General features: G+C 36.9%; 15 protein-coding genes. 11 read left to right on the forward strand and 4 right to left on the reverse strand.

What is annotated here, in order from left to right:
• Positions 1-312 precede the first annotated feature (312 nt).
• The 11 genes from murD to ileS all read left to right on the forward strand — a co-directional run bounded on the left by murD (position 313) and on the right by ileS (position 13121).
• A complete protein-coding gene (gene murD, locus AT575_RS05300; RefSeq protein ID WP_102777472.1) occupies positions 313-1671 on the forward strand; it encodes a UDP-N-acetylmuramoyl-L-alanine--D-glutamate ligase in 1359 nt (452 codons plus the stop codon).
• Entirely contained in the window at positions 1671-2750 is a 1080-nt protein-coding gene (locus AT575_RS05305; protein ID WP_102777473.1) for a UDP-N-acetylglucosamine--N-acetylmuramyl-(pentapeptide) pyrophosphoryl-undecaprenol N-acetylglucosamine transferase, read from the forward strand. Before murD ends, AT575_RS05305 begins: the two co-directional genes overlap by 1 nt.
• Complete coding sequence (locus tag AT575_RS05310; protein WP_102777474.1) at positions 2751-3911, forward strand: cell division protein FtsQ/DivIB; 1161 nt, start codon at positions 2751-2753, stop codon at positions 3909-3911.
• Positions 3912-4144: 233 nt separating this feature from the next.
• A complete protein-coding gene (gene ftsA, locus AT575_RS05315; protein WP_102777475.1) occupies positions 4145-5512 on the forward strand; it encodes a cell division protein FtsA in 1368 nt (455 codons plus the stop codon).
• A gap of 52 nt (positions 5513-5564) precedes the next feature.
• Entirely contained in the window at positions 5565-6890 is a 1326-nt protein-coding gene (gene ftsZ / locus AT575_RS05320) for a cell division protein FtsZ (protein WP_102777476.1), read from the forward strand.
• An 8-nt stretch (positions 6891-6898) separates the two neighbouring features.
• Positions 6899-7570 (forward strand): YggS family pyridoxal phosphate-dependent enzyme, encoded by a 672-nt coding sequence (locus tag AT575_RS05325; RefSeq protein WP_102777477.1) that lies wholly within the window; start codon positions 6899-6901, stop codon positions 7568-7570.
• A gap of 12 nt (positions 7571-7582) precedes the next feature.
• Entirely contained in the window at positions 7583-8236 is a 654-nt protein-coding gene (locus AT575_RS05330; protein ID WP_102777478.1) for a cell division protein SepF, read from the forward strand.
• A 2-nt stretch (positions 8237-8238) separates the two neighbouring features.
• On the forward strand, positions 8239-8496 hold the full coding sequence (locus AT575_RS05335) for a YggT family protein (RefSeq protein ID WP_071792697.1): 258 nt from the start codon (positions 8239-8241) through the stop codon (positions 8494-8496).
• A complete protein-coding gene (locus tag AT575_RS05340; protein WP_102777479.1) occupies positions 8493-9281 on the forward strand; it encodes a YlmH family RNA-binding protein in 789 nt (262 codons plus the stop codon). The genes AT575_RS05335 and AT575_RS05340 overlap by 4 nt, the downstream gene beginning before the upstream one ends.
• Positions 9282-9290: 9 nt before the next feature.
• Positions 9291-10058, forward strand: coding sequence for a DivIVA domain-containing protein (locus tag AT575_RS05345; RefSeq protein ID WP_102777480.1), 768 nt, complete (start codon positions 9291-9293; stop codon positions 10056-10058).
• 261 nt (positions 10059-10319) lie between these two features.
• Entirely contained in the window at positions 10320-13121 is a 2802-nt protein-coding gene (gene ileS / locus AT575_RS05350) for an isoleucine--tRNA ligase (protein ID WP_102777481.1), read from the forward strand.
• A 72-nt stretch (positions 13122-13193) separates the two neighbouring features.
• On the opposite strand, the gene AT575_RS05355 is transcribed toward ileS, so the two are convergent.
• Genes AT575_RS05355 through AT575_RS05370 form a run of 4 tightly spaced genes read right to left on the reverse strand, consistent with a single transcriptional unit; the run spans position 13194 to position 18269 of the window.
• Positions 13194-13871 carry a helix-turn-helix transcriptional regulator gene (locus tag AT575_RS05355; protein WP_102777482.1) on the reverse strand — a complete coding sequence of 226 codons (678 nt, stop codon included), beginning with the start codon at positions 13869-13871 and terminating at the stop codon, positions 13194-13196.
• A gap of 25 nt (positions 13872-13896) precedes the next feature.
• The gene (locus AT575_RS05360) at positions 13897-15333 is read right to left on the reverse strand and encodes an aminoacyl-histidine dipeptidase (protein ID WP_102777483.1); all 1437 of its coding nucleotides are present in this window, start codon (positions 15331-15333) and stop codon (positions 13897-13899) included.
• A 28-nt stretch (positions 15334-15361) separates the two neighbouring features.
• Positions 15362-16573: a M20 metallopeptidase family protein gene (locus AT575_RS05365; RefSeq protein WP_245871475.1), complete on the reverse strand. Its 1212-nt coding sequence runs from the start codon at positions 16571-16573 to the stop codon at positions 15362-15364.
• Positions 16563-18269 (reverse strand): M3 family oligoendopeptidase, encoded by a 1707-nt coding sequence (locus AT575_RS05370; protein WP_102777485.1) that lies wholly within the window; start codon positions 18267-18269, stop codon positions 16563-16565. The genes AT575_RS05365 and AT575_RS05370 overlap by 11 nt, the downstream gene beginning before the upstream one ends.
• Positions 18270-18403 lie beyond the last annotated feature (134 nt).

The following is an 18403-nucleotide window of genomic DNA, read 5'->3' on the forward strand; positions in this document are numbered from 1 at the left end:
TCCAAGAATGTTTGTGATAAAATCAAATTGTTCCATATGATACCTTTCTAATGATGGTTTAGTCGCTTTTCATTATAGATCATATGGGACTTTTTTGGTGTGAAAAATTTCAATAACGAAAAAGACCTATAATCTCTTTTGAGGATTTACCCACTACAGAAATTATAGAGCCGCTTTTGAAAGGCTGGTCTTTTGACATTTCTGGCTTTTCATCTGGAAAATTGCTTTTGCTTGTATCTGGTCTTAACCTTGAAAAAGCTAGAAAATAAAGGTAAAATAAGATGGTATTAGAATGGATGGCGTGTGTACAAAATGAAAAAAATTACAAATTTTGAAAATAAAAAAGTCTTAATTCTCGGTTTAGCTCGTTCTGGGGAAGCGGCAGCCCGGCTACTAGCTCAATTAGGCGCACTAGTTACTGTTAATGACGGTAAAGTATTTGAAGAAAATCCTGCCGCGCAGGCCTTACTGGAAGATGGTATTAAGGTTATTTGTGGTAGTCATCCTTTGGAACTCTTGGACGAAGATTTTGAAGTGATGGTGAAAAACCCAGGTATCCCATACACCAATCCAATGGTGGAAAAAGCATTGGCAAAAGGAATTCCAGTTTTAACAGAAGTCGAATTGGCTTATTTGGTCTCAGAAGTACCAATTGTAGCTATTACTGGTTCAAATGGTAAAACGACAACTACAACCATGATTGCTGATTTATTAAATCATGCCGGCCAATCAGCTTTACTATCTGGAAATATTGGTTTTCCTGCGTCTGAAGTTGTTCAAAAAGCTAGCGAAAATGACCGGTTAATTATGGAGTTGTCTTCCTTCCAATTGATGGGTGTGGACCAATTCCATCCTCATATTGCCATTATTACAAACTTGATGCCGACTCATGTTGATTATCATGGTAGTTTTGAAGCTTATGTGGAGGCTAAGTGGAATCTTCAAAATCGGATGACGCAGGAAGACTGTTTGATTTTGAATGCTAACCAAGTGATTTCTCATGAATTAGCAGCAAGAACCAAGGCCAAAGTTCTCTTCATCTCGACTGAGAAAGAAGTGGATGGAGCTTATTTAGCTGATGGTAAACTCTTTTATCAAGGTGACTATATTATGGATGCGGATGCCATTGGTGTACCTGGTCTCCACAATGTTGAAAATGCTTTGGCGACAATCATTGTAGCTAAATTATCAGGTGTTGAAAATGCTGTCATTGCTGAAAGTTTAGCGCACTTTGGTGGGGTTAAACACCGCTTGCAAAATGCTGGAAATATTAATGGTGTGACCTTCTATAATGATAGTAAATCTACCAATATTTTAGCTTGCCAAAAAGCCCTATCAGGATTTGATAATGAAAAAGTAATCTTAATTGCTGGCGGTTTAGATCGTGGTAATACTTTTGATGACCTAGTTCCTGACCTTAAAGGGTTGAAAAAAATGATTCTTTTGGGAGAATCTGCCCCTAAAATGAAAGAAGCAGCTGAGATGGCTCAAGTGCCTTCAATAGATGCTAAAGATATAGCTGACGCGACCAGAATTGCTTTTTCAGAGGCATGTCAAGGTGATATCATTCTTTTAAGTCCAGCCAATGCAAGTTGGGATATGTATCCTAACTTTGAAATTCGTGGGGACGAATTCTTGAAAACAATCTCAGAACTTAAAGGAGATGCCTAATGGCTAAAAAGATTATTTTCACTGGTGGTGGAACAGTCGGTCATGTAACCTTAAATCTGATCTTAATGCCACAATTTATCAAAGAGGGTTGGCAAGTCCATTACATCGGTGATAAACATGGTATTGAATACCAAGAAATTCAAAAGTCAGGACTAGATGTAACCTTTCATGGTATCAAAACGGGTAAATTAAGACGTTATTTTTCTTGGCAAAACCTTTTAGATGTTTTTAAAGTTGGCATTGGTTTATTGCAATCAATGGTCATTATTGCACGTATTAGACCTAAAGCCCTCTTTTCAAAAGGTGGATTTGTTTCAGTACCACCAGTTATTGCAGCAAGCCTATTACGTCTACCAGTTTTTGTTCATGAATCCGATTTATCTATGGGTCTAGCTAATAAAATTGCTTCTAAATTTGCGACAACCATGTATACAACTTTTGAACCGGAAACGCACCTCAAAAAAGCTAAACACATAGGTGCAGTTACTAAAGTGAGCAGTGACTCTTTAACGTCTTCAAATCCTCAAGTGCAAGAGATTGTTGAACAATTCAATCCGGATTTAAAAACACTTTTGTTTATCGGTGGATCAGCAGGGGCTAAGGTTTTCAACAATTTTATTAGTCAAACACCTGGATTGACAGAAAAATTTAATGTTATAAATATCAGCGGTGACCCTAGCTTAAACAGTTTGGAAAAAAATCTTTTCCGTATTGATTATGTGACAGAACTCTACCAACCTTTGATGAATTTAGCAGATGTGGTTATCACTAGAGGTGGGTCTAATACCATTTTTGAACTTTTGGCTATGCAAAAATTGCATGTCATTGTACCGCTAGGTAAAGAAGCTAGTCGTGGTGATCAATTGGAAAATGCAAAGTATTTTGTTGACCATGGCTATTCTCAAGAACTTATGGAAAATGAATTAACTTTAGATAGCCTTAGTCAAAAAGTTTCCAACTTATTGGTAAACCAAGATGAATATAAGTCAGCTATGGCTAGTGCACGTGAATTAACGTCACCAGATATTTTCTATAAACAATTAAGAGCTGATATGAGCTCGAAAATTAAGGAAAATTAAATGGCAAAAAAGAAAAAAAATAGCCCTGACAAAGAGCCAGTTGTTTTAACAGAATGGCAAAAGAGAAACATTGAGTTTCTGGAAAAGAAAAAAATTCAGGCTGAAGAAGAAAAAAAGCTTAAAGAAAAGTTGATGATTGAGAAAAAGGCTCAACTTCAACTGGATGAACCGACTGAAGAAGTAGAAGAGAAAAAAATTTCTAAAATACTCATTAAAAAAGAAAAGCAGCCTAAGGAGAAAAGAGAAAAAACAAAAAGACAAAAAGCTCTGATAAAAGCTCTCCCAGTCTTGTTGGTCAGTCTCTTAATTATGGGGACATCAATCTTTTTCTTGACACCCTATAGTAAAATGAAAACCTTTGATTCAAAAGGAAATAGTCACAGTAGTTTGGTGGAATTGGTTAATCAGAGTAAGATTAAACCTTCTGAGTACTTTTTATCGGTCCTGTTTTCTAGACAAAAACATATCGATGCCATTAAAGCTAGCAACCCTTGGGTTAAAGACTTATCCATTCAATATGAATTACCAAATCATTTTATATTTAATGTTAAAGAGTATCGCATTATTGCTTATGCTGAAGAAAAGAATGGCTTTCAACCTATTTTGGAGAATGGGCGTCGGGTAACAATTGTTAATAAGAATCAGTTACCAAAAAACTTTTTAATTATTAATTTAAAAAATGAAAATGATATTCAATACTTAGTTAAAGTCTTAGCGAAATTGCCAAGAAAATTGGTGAAGGATGTTAAATCAGTATCGCTTGCAAATTCAAAGTCAACACCAGATCTCTTATCAATTGAAATGCAAGACGGCAATACTATTCGGGTTCCCCAGTCTCAATTGATGGAGAAGATGCCATACTATCTTAAGTTGAAAAAGAATTTAAAGGACAAAGCTATTGTCGATATGGAAGTTGGTATTTATTCAACAACAAGTGATATTGAAGCTGCGGAGGCCAAAGTTAAAGAGGAGCAAGTAAATAAAGCAGCTAAAAAGAAGGAGACAACAAATTCTTCTAGTAACATTCCGTCAACCGATCTAGCGCAATCAAGTGAGGCTCAGTCAGACCCAAATCAACAATCGGGTCAAGTCGATCCAAACCAGCAGCAAAGTCAAACAGAAAGCTCAAGTCAGGCAGAAGATCAAGTTCCTGCTCAATAATAAAAAATATTTTCAAAAATATTATAAAAATTGCTTTCAAAAATAGATTTTTTTGATAAAAACGGATTGCTTTTTGCTCATAATTAAATTGACAAAAAAGATTAAGTTTATATAACAAAATGCGTAAAATGGTAACATTTTACGTTTTTTTATGGTATAATATCCACTGAATAATTCTGTTTTTAGCAGTATTTAGAATAGTAAAAGTTTGGAAAGATAGTGAGGTCAAGTGAATGGCTAGAAATGGCTTTTTTACTGGTTTAGATATAGGAACTAGCTCAATTAAAGTTTTAGTAGCGGAGTTTATTTCAGGTGAAATGAACGTCATTGGAGTTAGTAACGTCCCTAGTACCGGCGTAAGAGATGGCATAATAATTGATATTGAAGCAGCAGCTGCTGCAATAAAAACCGCAGTGGAGCAAGCTGAAGAAAAAGCAGGTATGACTATTGATAAAATCAATGTTGGCTTACCAGCAAATCTTCTTCAAATTGAACCAACTCAAGGAATGATTCCAGTTCCTAGCGAGTCTAAAGAAATTAAGGACGAGGATGTTGATAGTGTTGTTAAGTCAGCGCTAACCAAAAGCATCACACCTGAACGTGAAGTCATTTCTTTAGTTCCAGAAGAGTTTATTGTAGATGGTTTCCAAGGCATTCGTGATCCTCGTGGCATGATGGGGATTCGTTTAGAAATGCGCGGTTTGATTTACACTGGACCAAGTACAATCTTACATAACCTTCGTAAAACAGTTGAACGTGCGGGGATTACCGTAGAAAATATCATCATCACTCCATTAGCGATGGCTCGTTCAGTTCTTAATGAAGGTGAACGTGAATTTGGTGCAACAGTTATTGACATGGGTGGCGGTCAAACAACAGTAGCTTCTATGCGTGCTCAAGAATTGCAATACACTAACATTTATACTGAAGGTGGCGATTACATCACCAAAGATATTTCAAAAGTCTTGAAAACATCGATGTCAATTGCGGAAGCTTTGAAATTTAACTTTGGTCAAGCCAACGTTAATGAAGCTAGCCCAACAGAAACTGTAAATGTTGATGTGGTTGGTAGTGATGAGCCAGTTGAAGTTTCAGAACGTTATTTATCTGAAATTATTTCAGCCCGTATTCGTCACATTTTAGATCGCGTTAAACAAGATTTAGATCGTGGTCGCCTATTAGACTTACCTGGTGGTATTGTTCTTATTGGTGGTGGCTCAATTGTTCCTGGAGTTGTTGAGATTGCTCAAGAAATCTTTGGGACAACTGTCAAACTCCATGTTCCAAATCAAGTTGGTATTCGCAATCCAATGTTTGCTAATGTGATTAGCTTGGTAGAGTATGTTGGTAAAATGTCAGAAGTTGACGTTCTCGCTCAAGGTGCTGTTAACGGTGAAGAAATGCTTCGTCGCAAACCAATTGATTTTGGTGGTCACGATTCATATGTTCCTCAGTACAATGAACCTAGAAATCAGCAAGCTGCTAATTATAACAGCAATCAACAAGCAAATCCTGTCGATTATACAAAACAAGCGCCAGCTGAATCAAAACCTGGTATAGGGGAACGTGTTCGTGGTATCTTCGGAAGTATGTTTGACTAAAATTTTTTAAAAATAAAACTAGACAAAAGATAGTAAAAAAGTGAGGAATAAAATGGCATTTTCATTCGATACAGGATCAATTCAAGGTGCAATCATTAAAGTAATCGGTGTCGGCGGTGGTGGCGGTAATGCTATCAATCGTATGATTGAAGAAGGTGTTGCTGGTGTTGAATTCATCGCAGCTAATACTGATATTCAAGCTTTAAGTTCATCTAAAGCGGAAACAGTCATTCAATTAGGCCCTAAATTAACTCGTGGTCTCGGTGCTGGAGGTCAACCTGAAGTTGGTCGTAAAGCTGCTGAAGAAAGTGAAGAAACGTTAACTGAAGCTATTACTGGTGCTGATATGGTCTTTATCACTGCTGGTATGGGTGGTGGTTCTGGTACTGGAGCTGCTCCAGTTATCGCTCGCATCGCTAAAAGCTTAGGTGCTTTGACAGTTGCAGTAGTTACTCGTCCATTTGGTTTCGAAGGAAACAAACGTGGTAACTTTGCGATTGATGGTATTCAAGAATTACGTGAGCAAGTTGATACACTTTTAATCATTTCAAATAATAACCTTCTTGAAATTGTTGATAAGAAAACACCATTGTTAGAAGCACTAAGTGAAGCTGATAATGTCTTGAGACAAGGTGTTCAAGGGATTACTGACCTTATCACTAACCCAGGTTTAATCAATCTTGACTTTGCTGATGTGAAAACAGTTATGGCAAATAAAGGTAATGCATTGATGGGTATTGGTATTGGTTCAGGTGAAGAACGTATCATCGAAGCTGCTCGTAAAGCAATTTACTCACCATTGTTAGAAACAACAATTGATGGTGCTGAAGATGTCATCGTTAACGTTACTGGTGGTCTCGATATGACACTTACTGAAGCTGAAGAAGCTTCTGAAATTGTCGGTCAAGCTGCAGGTAATGGCGTTAATATCTGGTTGGGTACTTCAATTGATGACTCAATGAAAGATGAAATTCGTGTAACTGTTGTTGCGACTGGTGTTCGTCAAGATAAAGCTGAACAAGTTGCTGGTTTCCGTAGCCAACCTCGTACTTTCAATAATGGTTCTGCTCAACAAGCTGGTGCTCAATACGCAAGTGAACAGACACACCAAGCAGTTCAACCAAATTTTGAGCGTCAATCAAACTTTGACTTTGACATGGCAGAAACACGCGAAATGCCAAGAGCTCAAGTGAAATCACAAAAAGTAAGCTCTAACCAAAATCAAGGCTCTGCCTTTGGTAATTGGGACTTACGACGTGACAACATTGAACGTCCAACTGAGAGTGAATTAGACAAACAATTAAATATGTCAACTTTCTCAGCAAATGAATCAGATGATGACGAATTAGAAACACCACCATTCTTTAAAAATCGTTAAGAAACACAATGACTATTAAAAAGAATAAAGATGTAATCTTTGAAGAACTCCATAAAAGCTTAGAAGCTGCAGGTCGTTTTGGAAATTCTGTTACTGTGATTGGTGTTACCAAGTACGCAGATTTAGAAGCGACTAAGGAATTGATAGATGCTGGAATTTGTCATCTCGGTGAAAATCGAGTAGATAAATTCTTAGCTAAATATCATGCCTTACAAGATAAGGACATAACTTGGCATTTTATTGGTAGTGTCCAAAGACGAAAAGTTAAAGATTTTATTAATCAGATTGATTACTTTCATGCACTAGATTCGATTAATTTAGCAAAAGAAATTCAAAAAAGAGCTGAAAAGCCCATTAAATGTTTCCTTCAGCTAAATGTATCAGGTGAAGAAAGTAAACATGGCTTTTCACCAGATGAATTGGATGACATTATTCCACAGTTGGAAGAATTAGATATGTTACAACTAGTTGGCATAATGACAATGGCTCCATTAGGCGCAGATCCAGAAATACTTCACAACATCTTTAAAGAAACAAATCAGATAAGACAAAAACTGCAATCGCAAAACAGAAAGAATATGCCTTTTACTGAGTTAAGCATGGGAATGAGCAATGATTATCCAATCGCTGTTCAAAACGGTGCAACTTTTGTTCGTATTGGAACTTCTTTCTTTAAATAATGGAGATAAAAGATGGCATTTAAAGACGCAATTAATAAGATGGTATCTTATTTTGATACTGATGACGTCAGCGAAGTGGAAGATGATGCTCCAGTTCAAAGAACAGAGGAAGCTGTAGCACCAAAACCACAACAACAAGCGACACGTCCAAACCCACAAACTCAAGCAAGTCCACGTGCTAGCCAGCAAACTGCTAATCGTCCTGTTCAACCGGCACGTTCTTACAAGTCTGAACAACAAGTAGCACCAAGCTATCAAGCACAGCAAAGAACAAATGCACCAGAAACAATGGAACGTCGTAGTACCCAATATGGTTCACAAGCTGCCAGAAAACCTGAAAGACAAGTTGAAACAGCAGCGGTAACTGGTCAAACAACAATTGCCCTTAAATTTCCTAAGAAGTATGAGGATGCACAAGAGATTGTTGACTTGCTCATTGAAAACGAATGTGTCTTGATGGATTTCCAATATATGCTTGATGCACAAGCTAGACGTTGTTTGGATTTTATTGACGGAGCAAGTAAAGTCTTGTACGGCTCTTTACAAAAGGTCGGTTCTTCAATGTATTTGTTGACCCCTTCGAATGTATCTGTTAATATTGAAGAAATGAATATTCCTAATAGTAATCAAGACTTTGGTTATGATTTTGATATGAAGAGACGCTAAATATGATATTTCTATTAGTTATCGTCCTTAATCTCATTAAAGTATATTCATACCTTCTACTAGGTTATGCACTACTTTCTTGGTTTCCAGGTGCATATGATACTTGGTTGGGAAGATTGATTTGTCAATTGGTAGAACCTGTCATTCAACCTTTTAGAAAATTGCCTTTGCAATTTGCAGGGATTGACTTTACAGTTTTTGCAGTCATGATAGCACTCAACTTTTTAAGTAATTTTTTGATTAAATTAGTAATTGGATGACAAGTAAAGATATCAAACAACATTTTCACCCTAGTGAATCACCATTTATTGAAAAGATAAATGATATTATTAGTCGGGTTGAAAATAATTATACTTACTATCTTACTGATTTTCTAGATCCAAGACAGATTGAAATAGTCAAAATATTGGTTGCTAGCAGTCAATTACAGGCCTTTTCGTCAAGTGATTATTTCCATACGGAATATGGTCGTATGATTATTGCACCAGATTATTATCAATTAGATGAATCAGATTTTGACTTAGCACTGGTTGAAATTGTTTATAATCCTAAATTCAATAAGATAAAACATTCGCAAATTCTTGGTGCTCTAATTCATGAATTAGGGATTAAAAGAAGCTTGCTTGGCGATATCCTTGTTGAGGAAGGTTATGCTCAGGTCTTAACCACAAAAGCTATGGTATCTTATCTTTTAAATCATATTAATAAGATTGCTAGAGCTAGTGTTAACCTAAAAGAAATACCAATAAGTCAGCTTATTAAGCCTACAGTAGATGAAATTCTATTGGATGTTACACTTTCTAGCCTTAGGCTTGATCGAGTGATTGCGACTGTCTTCAAGTTATCTCGAAGTCAGGCAATTAAATTAATTGAATCTGAAAAAGTAAAAGTTAATTATCGCATCATCGATAAGACTTCTGAAACACTTAATCTTGATGATTTGGTCAGTGTCAGGGGTTTTGGACGATTCAAGTTTATTTCAGATAATGGTCTTACCAAAAATGGAAAGTATAAATTGACGCTTAGCAAAACAATGCAAAAATAAGGAGAAATAATGGCACTTACAGCACTTGAAATTAAAGATAAAACATTTAAAACCAAATTACGTGGTTACAGCGAAGAAGAAGTAAATGAATTTTTAGATATTGTTGTTGATGATTATGAAGCTCTCGTTAAGAAGAATCGTGAGCAGGAAGCTAAAATCAAAACACTTGAAGAAAAATTATCTTATTTCGACGAAATGAAAGAATCATTGAGTCAATCTGTTATTCTTGCTCAAGAAACTGCAGAAAAAGTTAAAGCTTCAGCAAATGCGGAAGCAAGTAACTTGGTAAGTAAAGCTAACTATGATGCTCAACACTTGTTAGATGAATCTAAAGCAAAAGCTAACCAAATGTTACGTGATGCAACTGACGAAGCAAAACGTGTAGCAGTGGAAACTGAAGAATTAAAACGTCAAACACGTGTCTTCCACCAACGTTTAATTTCATCAATTGAATCACAATTGACTTTATCAAATTCTCCTGAATGGGATGAATTATTGCAACCAACAGCTGTTTATCTTCAAAATTCAGATGCTGCTTTTAAAGAAGTGGTAAAAGAAGTTCTTAATGAAGATGTGCCAGAAACTAATGACTCTGCTTCATTTGATGCGACACGTCAATTCACTCCAGAAGAAATGGCTGAATTGCAACGTCGTGTAGATGAAAGCAATAAAGAATTAGAATCTACAGAATTTGCATTGAATGGTAATGAGGAATCATCTGATTCAGGCATTAACCTTAACGAAACACAAACTTTTAAATTAAATATTGAAGATTAAGAAAAACACGACTGATTAATCCACAAATACAGCAAGCAGAAGATGATGAGAGTTCTGCATTCCCTAGATTAATCCGTTATCATTTTCAATCATTTCAACTGAAATCTTAGTAAGTTGAAAGGTCTAGCTCACCTTACGAGCCACGAGGGAATAGTGCAAGCACTATTCTGAATTAAGGTGGTACCACGAGCTTTCGTCCTTTTATAGACGAGGGCTTTTTATATTATCGCAGTGACGAGTTATGAGAAGGAGTCTCACATTATGAAATTAAAAGAAACATTAAATCTTGGCAAGACGGCTTTCCCAATGCGGGCAGGTCTTCCAACAAAAGAGCCACAATGGCAACAATCTTGGGAAGAAGCAGATATCTATAAAAAAAGACAAGCCTTAAACGAAGGTAAACCAGCTTTCCATTTACATGATGGCCCACCATATGCTAATGGGAATATCCACGTTGGTCATGCATTAAATAAAATTTCAAAAGATATCATCGTTCGTGCCAAATCAATGTCTGGTTACCAAGCACCATTTATTCCTGGTTGGGATACACACGGACTACCAATCGAACAGGTTTTAGCCAAAAAAGGTATCAAACGTAAAGAAATGGATTTAGCGGAATACTTGGAAATGTGTCGGAAGTATGCACTTTCTCAAGTTGATAAACAACGTGAAGATTTCAAACGTTTAGGTGTCTCAGCAGATTGGGAAAACCCATACGTCACTTTAATGCCTGAATACGAAGCTAATCAAATCCGTGTCTTTGGGGCTATGGCTGACAAGGGCTATATCTATCGTGGGGCTAAGCCAGTTTACTGGTCTTGGTCATCAGAATCAGCCCTTGCTGAAGCTGAGATTGAATACCATGATATTGATTCAACTTCTCTTTACTATGCGAATAAAGTGAAACACGGTAAAGGCATTCTTGATACAGATACCTATATCGTCGTCTGGACAACTACACCGTTTACAGTAACGGCTTCGCGTGGTTTGACAGTTGGTCCGGAAATGGATTACGTTGTTGTGAGACCTGCAGGTAAGAGTCAGAAGTACCTTGTTGCCGAAGGATTGCTAGATAGTCTAGCAGCTAAATTTGGTTGGCCAGAATTTGAGACAGTTGCAACCTATAAAGGTAAAGACCTTGAATTCATTGAAACTGAACATCCATGGGATACAGAAGTAACAGAATATGTTATCTTAGGTGATCATGTTACTCTTGATTCAGGTACAGGTATTGTCCATACAGCACCAGGTTTTGGTGAAGATGATTACAATGTCGGCATGCAATATAAACTTGAAGTAGCTGTTACCGTTGATGAACGTGGTATTATGATGGAAAATGCTGGACCAGATTTCCAAGGCAAGTTCTATGATAAAGTAATCCCAATTGTTCAAGAAAAACTTGGTGACTTGCTACTAGCCAGCGAAGTCATCAACCACTCATACCCATTTGACTGGCGTACTAAGAAACCAATTATCTGGCGTGCCGTTCCACAGTGGTTTGCCTCTGTTTCTCAATTCCGCCAAGAAATCTTAGATGAAATTGAAAAGACTACATTCCATCCTTCATGGGGTAAAACACGTCTCTACAATATGATTCGTGACCGTGGCGACTGGGTTATCTCACGTCAAAGGGCTTGGGGTGTTCCCTTACCAATCTTTTACGCAGAAGATGGCACAGCTATCATGACAAAAGAAGTGACTGACCATGTTGCTGATTTGTTCGAAAAAGAAGGTTCAATTATCTGGTGGAAAAAAGAAGCTAAAGACCTTTTACCAGAAGGATTTACTCATCCAGGTTCTCCAAATGGTGAATTCACAAAAGAAACTGATATCATGGATGTTTGGTTTGATTCAGGGTCATCATGGAATAGTGTTATGAATGCTCGTCCACACTTGAACTACCCTGCTGACCTTTATTTAGAAGGGTCTGACCAGTACCGTGGATGGTTTAATTCATCCTTAATCACATCAGTAGCTGTAAATGGTCAGGCACCTTATAAATCAGTATTATCTCAAGGATTTGTTCTTGATGGTAAAGGTGAAAAAATGTCTAAATCAAAAGGTAATACTATTTTACCAAGTGATGTGACAAAACAATATGGTGCTGAAATCTTACGTCTCTGGGTGACTTCAGTAGATACTGATAACGACGTTCGTGTTTCTATGGATATTTTAGGTCAAGTTTCTGAAACTTACCGTAAGATCCGTAATACTCTACGTTTCTTATTAGCAAACACCTCTGATTTCAATCCAAATTCAGATGCCATTGCTTATGAAAATCTACCAGCTGCTGACAAATACATGACCATCAAGTTCAACAAATTAGTAGAAACCTTCGACGAGTCATATAATAACTATGACTTTATGGCTATCTACAAAGCTGTTGTTAACTTTGTAACCGTTGATTTATCAGCCTTCTATTTAGATTATGCCAAGGATGTTGTCTATATCGAAGCTGCAAATAGCCCACAACGTCGTGCTATGCAAACCGTCTTCTATGATATCTTGGTTAAGATTACAAAACTTTTAACACCAATCTTGCCACATACAGCAGAAGAAATCTGGTCATATCTTGAATTTGAGGAAGAAGAATTTGTGCAATTGACTGAATTACCAGTTGCTGAGACTTTCAATGGTGAAAATGAGATTCTGGAAGCATGGGATGCCTTCATGACACTCCGAAACCAAGCTCAAAAAGCCCTGGAAGAAGCTCGTAATGCCAAAATTATTGGTAAGTCATTAGAAGCCCACTTGACAATCTATGCTAGTCCAGAAGTGAAAACACTCCTAAATGCATTGGATAGTGATATTGCTGTCTTGATGATCGTATCCCAATTAACAATTGCTGACTTAGAAGCTGCGCCTGCAGATGCTATGACCTTTGAGGGTCTAGCTTTCACAGTAGAACGAGCAGAAGGCGAAGTTTGTGAACGGTCACGTCGTATTGACCCAACAACAAGAATGCGTTCATATAATGCCTTTGTCTGCGATGCTAGTGCCAAAGTCATTGAAGAAAACTTCCCAGAAGCTGTTGCTGAGGGATTTGAAAGTAAAGAAAAATAAGCTCTTTGCTAAGTGTTAATCACTTATGAGAGACGACAAAACACCTTCACAAGATGATGTGAAGGTGTTTTTTTATGATGTTTCGCTTTCCGATTTAACGGCTTGTAAGTACTTGTAAATGGAAATTTCCGACATTTGAAAATCAAGGGCCACTTTAACAATACTTTCTTTAAAGTCAAAGAAGCCTTTTTGATAAAGTTGACGAACCACTTCAATTTTTTGTTTGCGTTTCAGTTCATGTCCGTGACGGTACTTACCATCTGTAATTTGGAAAATGATTTTCTCAATCATTTGCTCAGGTGACAAGTAGAAGTTTTCAACGATATCTTGACGAGAATCATTTGAGAATTGTAGATTGAGGACCTGATTGATTTTACTTAATCCCGTTTCAAATAGTTCTTTCATTTCCAGATTATCAGACTGATCGGTATTGGTGCAAACCATACCAATTAAGTTTTGATGATCATCTTTGATAAAGAATGATGACGAGTAGCAAAGCTTGTCGCTGAGCGTTTTTGTTTGATAATTGACAATAAAATCTTTTTCCAAATAGGTTTTGTTTTTATAAACATCTAGGACAAAATCGGTTGCAGGAGAGCCAATTTGGCGACCAGAAAAATTGTTTTTGATATAGACAACAGAATGTTCAAAACCTTTGGTCAAATCATGTAGAACAATTTCCGTTTTTGACCCCATGATGGCTCCGATAAAGTCAACAATAACAACATATTTTTCAATTTTTGGGTGCATAGTTCTCCTTACCTCTGGCATTTTTTTAACTCATACTTTCAAGTAAATTTAGGGTAAACTGCCAAATTCTTTCAGCTGAGGCAATATCTAATTTTTCATCTGCAGTATGAACGTCATATAAATTAGGACCATAACTAATCATATCACATTTTGGTAAAATTTTCTTCAACATTCCACATTCTAATCCAGCATGAATAGCATCATATGTTGCTTCTTCATTAAAGGTTTCTTGATGAACTTTTAAGCAGAGGTCCCTAAGTGGGCTATTTGGTTCGAAATGCCATCCAGAATAGAAGTCAGATTGCTCGAAACCACATCCAACAAATTGAGCAATGTAAGCCAATTTAGCAGAAAGATTAGTTAGATTTGATTCTACTGAAGAGCGTAGGGATGTGATTAATTGGAAATTATCTTCATTTTCAAGCATGATCGCATTGTTTAAAGAGGTTTGGACTAAGCCTTTGACGTCTGGTGACATGGTTTGGACACCATCAGGGAGTACCATGAAGAAAGCAATCAACTTTTCTGTCAGTGCTTTTGAATAGGCTTGTAATTCCTCTTCTTGTTCATCTGCAGAAAAGAACACGTTTAAGTCTGGATCAACACTTTCAAATTCAACTTTCAAATCTTTAAGCATTAGGTCAAAACTAGTTTGAGCTTTGTTTAAATCACTGACAATGACAGTAGCAGAAGCATTGTTAGGAATAACATTATCTTTGCTACCACCTTCTAAATGGACTATATGAAGATTTGTTTCAGCGGCCATTGCATTCAAAATTCTGAAAAGAACAATATTAGCATTAGCACGTTCTTTTATAATTTCTTGCCCAGAATGTCCACCTCTTAAGCCAGAGACTTCTAAATCCACTTTATAGCCTTTGACATTTTCTTTTTCTAATTGGAATGTAAAGGTATCGGTTTCACCACCAGCACAAGAGGTTAGGAAAATACCTTCTTCCTCAGAATCGATATTTAACAAGCGAGTGCCGGAAAGGAGGTTTGGATTCACGGCGCCCGCTCCACTCATATTAGTTTCTTCGTTTGTTGTGATGAGGCACTCTAATTTCGGGTGTCTGTAGTTGCCATCCAAAATAGCTAAGATTATGGCAACAGCTATGCCATTATCAGCCCCTAAAGTAGTCCCTTTAGCTTTTAAGAAACCATCTTCAACAAACATTTGGATAGGGTCTTTTTCAAAGTCATGGACGCTTTCTTTGGTTTTGACACAAACCATGTCCATATGGCCTTGGATAATAACTGGTTCTGCATTTTCATATCCTGCTGCAGCTGATTTTTTTATAATAATATTTAAGAGTTGGTCTTGGTGAACCTCTAAACCACGGTCTTTGGCAAAGTCCATTAAAAATTGTGAAACTTTTTCTTCATGGCCAGATTCTCGTGGGATTTGGTTTAATTCGTAGAACCAATGAAAGACATTTTTAGGTTCAATTGATAAAGTCATTTTATTTTCTCCTTTTTCTTTTTATTTCTTATGCTAGATAATCGAGAGCCAGTTTTACGAAGGCTTGAACACCTAAATGCAGTTTGCTTTCATCGATATCAAACTGTGGGTGGTGATGGCCATGGAATTTGCCGTCGATTTCTCTTGGGTTTGATAAGTAGAGGAAGGCTCCGGGAACTTTTTCTAAGTAAGAAGCAAAATCTTCTGAACTCATCAAAGGATACTCCAAATCAACTAAGGTCGAAGCTGGAAAAAGTTCAGCTAAACGACTTTTAGCAAAAGCTGTTGCCTTTTCATCATTAACCAAAGCTGGGTATTTATAATCATAGTCAACTTTGCAATCAACTGACATAGCTAAGCCGATTCCTTGGGCAATTTCTTCCATCCGTTTATGAACTTGGTGACGAACCTGATTATCAAAGGTTCTAACGGTACCTTCTAATTCAAAAGTATTGGGAATAATATTTTGATTAAAGCCACTTTGGACACGTGTGATGGAAAGAACACAAGGTTTCAGGGTGTTGATATTACGGCTTTTTATGGATTGTAAAGCTGTAATCAATTGACCACCAGCTACAATGGGATCTCTTGAATCTTCTGGATAGGCACCATGATTTCCTTTTCCAGTAATGGTAATCATAAAGCGATCCATAGAAGCCATCATTGGGCCTGGGCAGAATCCATTCTGTCCACTGGCCATTTTAGGATCAAGTTGTCCAATGTGGAAACCGAAGATACAGTCTACGTCTTCCAAAGCGCCTTCCTCAACCATTAATTTAGCACCACCGGGATATTCTTCCCCAGGTTGAAAAATGCATTTCACAGTCCCTGAGAAGGCCTGACGATTGGCCATTAGAATTTTAACCGCTGTTAAGAGCATAGCCGTATGACCATCATGTCCACAAGCGTGCATATTGTCATTTTTTGAGGAAAAAGGCAAGCCTGTTTCTTCTTTGATAGGCAGGGCATCCATATCCGCTCTGAGTGCGATTGTTTTGTCATTAGAAGCCTCTTTTAAACCTCTAATAGTGGCTACTATCCCATTACCTTGGATAAAATCAGCTTGATAAGGGACCCCCATCAAATCCAGTTGCCCCTTAACATAGGCAACTGTTTGAGGTAATTCAAGGGCTAATTCCGGAATCAAGTGAAGATCGCGACGAAGGGAAATAGTGTAATCCTTAAGATTAAGTGCTAATTCTTCAATGGTTTTTGGTGATAGACTCATATTATTGTACAAAGCTTTCTTCAGGAATGTTTTCTGAGTAGGTATCAATTTCAGACATGATATTTTCTAAGCAACCTTCTTTAAATGGAGAGTCTAGTTTAGCTGCTTTAACAATTTCTAAGAATGGAAGTGATCCACCAATACGGCAGATTTCTATGTAGTCATTGAAGGCTGATTTGTCTTCTTTGATAACCATTTTTAACCAGAATTGGTAAGCACAGATTTGGGCAAGAGTGTAATCGATGTAATAGAATGGTGAAACGAAAATATGTCTTTGGTTAAACCAGTAGCCACCTTCTTCATAGAATTGGATGCCATCATAGTCTTTCCATGGTAAGTACATTTTTTCAAGTTTACGCCAAGTTTGTCTTCTTTCTTCCGGTGTCATTTCTGGGTGTTCATACACTTCATGTTGGAAGTGGTCCACTAATGCACCGTATGGTAAGAATTTTACGCTATCTGCAAGGTGAGTATATTTGTGTTTTGTAGCATCTTTCCCAAAGAATTTTTCCATAGTAGGATAAGCCATGAATTCCATACTTGTTGAGTGAATTTCACAACTTTCGTAAGTTGGCCAAATTGATTCGTTATTTGTAATCCAACGAGAAGTGTAGATTTGGAATGCATGTCCAAATTCATGGGTCATCACTTCGACGTCCCATGCGGTTCCATTAAAGTTTGAGAAGACAAATGGTGATTGGAAATCTGGTAAGTATTGGCAATACCCACCACCTTGTTTACCAGGTTTGGTATCTAAGTCGAAGAGTTTTTTATCAACCATGAAGTCTATGAACGTAGCAGTTTCAGGTGATAAATCATGGTAGAAGTCAACAGCACTTGCTAATGTATCATCGTAAGTTCCTTGTGGTTTAGCATTGCCATCAATAAAGTTTAATGGGAGATCATAGCATTTGAAGCTATCAAGACCTAAGCGTTCTTGTTGGCGTTTGAAGATTTTTTGTCCAATTGGCACGGCGTATTTGACAATATCTTTGCGGTATTGTTCAACAGCTTGACGGTCAAAGTCAAGACGATTCATACGAAGGTAGCCAACTTCAACGAAGTCATTGAATCCTAGAGCTTTTGCGATTTGGTTACGCGTTTTAACAAGATCATCAAAGATACGATCAAGTTCAGGTTGTAAGGTTAATAGGAATTCTCCTGTAAAATGGCTAACATCTTTACGAATGTCACGATCAGGTGATTTTTCAAAAGCACTTAGTGAAACTAAATTATGACGTTCGCCTTTATAGTCTACTTCGGCACCAGCCATTAAACTGTTGTATTCAGATATCAGTTTATTTTCTTTTTGAAGCAGTGGGATAATTTCTGGTGTGAAGATTTTGAGTCCTTGTTCAGCTTTTAAAAAGAAAGTAATTGGCATTTTTTCTTCTAATTCTTTACGGAATGGAGATTTTAGGACTGCCCGATAGTAATTTGTAATCCATTCACTAATAATAGGAGATGTTTCATTCCAAAAATCAAATTCAGTTCTATAATACTCATCACGAGTGTCAATAGAATGGCGAATTCCAGCTAAATATTCTTGAGTAAGAATCGTATTTTGAATTTTCTGGAATTCCAAAATGCTAGCATAGGCTTGATCAGCAGATTCAGCTTCAGCAATTTCTTGAATGAGAGACTGAAGTTGCGTCTTGATGCTGTCAATATCTGGACGTTGATACTTAAATTCTGCAAAAGTTGTCATAATGCATCTCCTATAAAAAAAATTATATTTTTATCACTTAAAGTGTAACAGAGAAAATCCTAATTGTCTAGAGAAAAATTGATTTTATAATAACAACAATAAAATTTTTATAAAAAAAAATTATTTTTCATATT

It is taken from the genome of Streptococcus penaeicida, assembly GCF_002887775.1.
Classification (GTDB): Bacteria; Bacillota; Bacilli; order Lactobacillales; family Streptococcaceae; genus Streptococcus; species Streptococcus penaeicida.

What these genes read in the sequence shown, in the direction of transcription:
- murD (WP_102777472.1), top strand. Translation starts at nt 313, where the DNA reads ATGAAAAAAATTACAAATTTTGAAAATAAAAAAGTCTTAATTCTCGGT.
- AT575_RS05305 (WP_102777473.1), top strand. Translation starts at nt 1,671, where the DNA reads ATGGCTAAAAAGATTATTTTCACTGGTGGTGGAACAGTCGGTCATGTA.
- AT575_RS05310 (WP_102777474.1), top strand. Translation starts at nt 2,751, where the DNA reads ATGGCAAAAAAGAAAAAAAATAGCCCTGACAAAGAGCCAGTTGTTTTA.
- ftsA (WP_102777475.1), top strand. Translation starts at nt 4,145, where the DNA reads ATGGCTAGAAATGGCTTTTTTACTGGTTTAGATATAGGAACTAGCTCA.
- ftsZ (WP_102777476.1), top strand. Translation starts at nt 5,565, where the DNA reads ATGGCATTTTCATTCGATACAGGATCAATTCAAGGTGCAATCATTAAA.
- AT575_RS05325 (WP_102777477.1), top strand. Translation starts at nt 6,899, where the DNA reads ATGACTATTAAAAAGAATAAAGATGTAATCTTTGAAGAACTCCATAAA.
- AT575_RS05330 (WP_102777478.1), top strand. Translation starts at nt 7,583, where the DNA reads ATGGCATTTAAAGACGCAATTAATAAGATGGTATCTTATTTTGATACT.
- AT575_RS05335 (WP_071792697.1), top strand. Translation starts at nt 8,239, where the DNA reads ATGATATTTCTATTAGTTATCGTCCTTAATCTCATTAAAGTATATTCA.
- AT575_RS05340 (WP_102777479.1), top strand. Translation starts at nt 8,493, where the DNA reads ATGACAAGTAAAGATATCAAACAACATTTTCACCCTAGTGAATCACCA.
- AT575_RS05345 (WP_102777480.1), top strand. Translation starts at nt 9,291, where the DNA reads ATGGCACTTACAGCACTTGAAATTAAAGATAAAACATTTAAAACCAAA.
- ileS (WP_102777481.1), top strand. Translation starts at nt 10,320, where the DNA reads ATGAAATTAAAAGAAACATTAAATCTTGGCAAGACGGCTTTCCCAATG.
- AT575_RS05355 (WP_102777482.1), bottom strand. Translation starts at nt 13,871, where the DNA reads ATGCACCCAAAAATTGAAAAATATGTTGTTATTGTTGACTTTATCGGA.
- AT575_RS05360 (WP_102777483.1), bottom strand. Translation starts at nt 15,333, where the DNA reads ATGACTTTATCAATTGAACCTAAAAATGTCTTTCATTGGTTCTACGAA.
- AT575_RS05370 (WP_102777485.1), bottom strand. Translation starts at nt 18,269, where the DNA reads ATGACAACTTTTGCAGAATTTAAGTATCAACGTCCAGATATTGACAGC.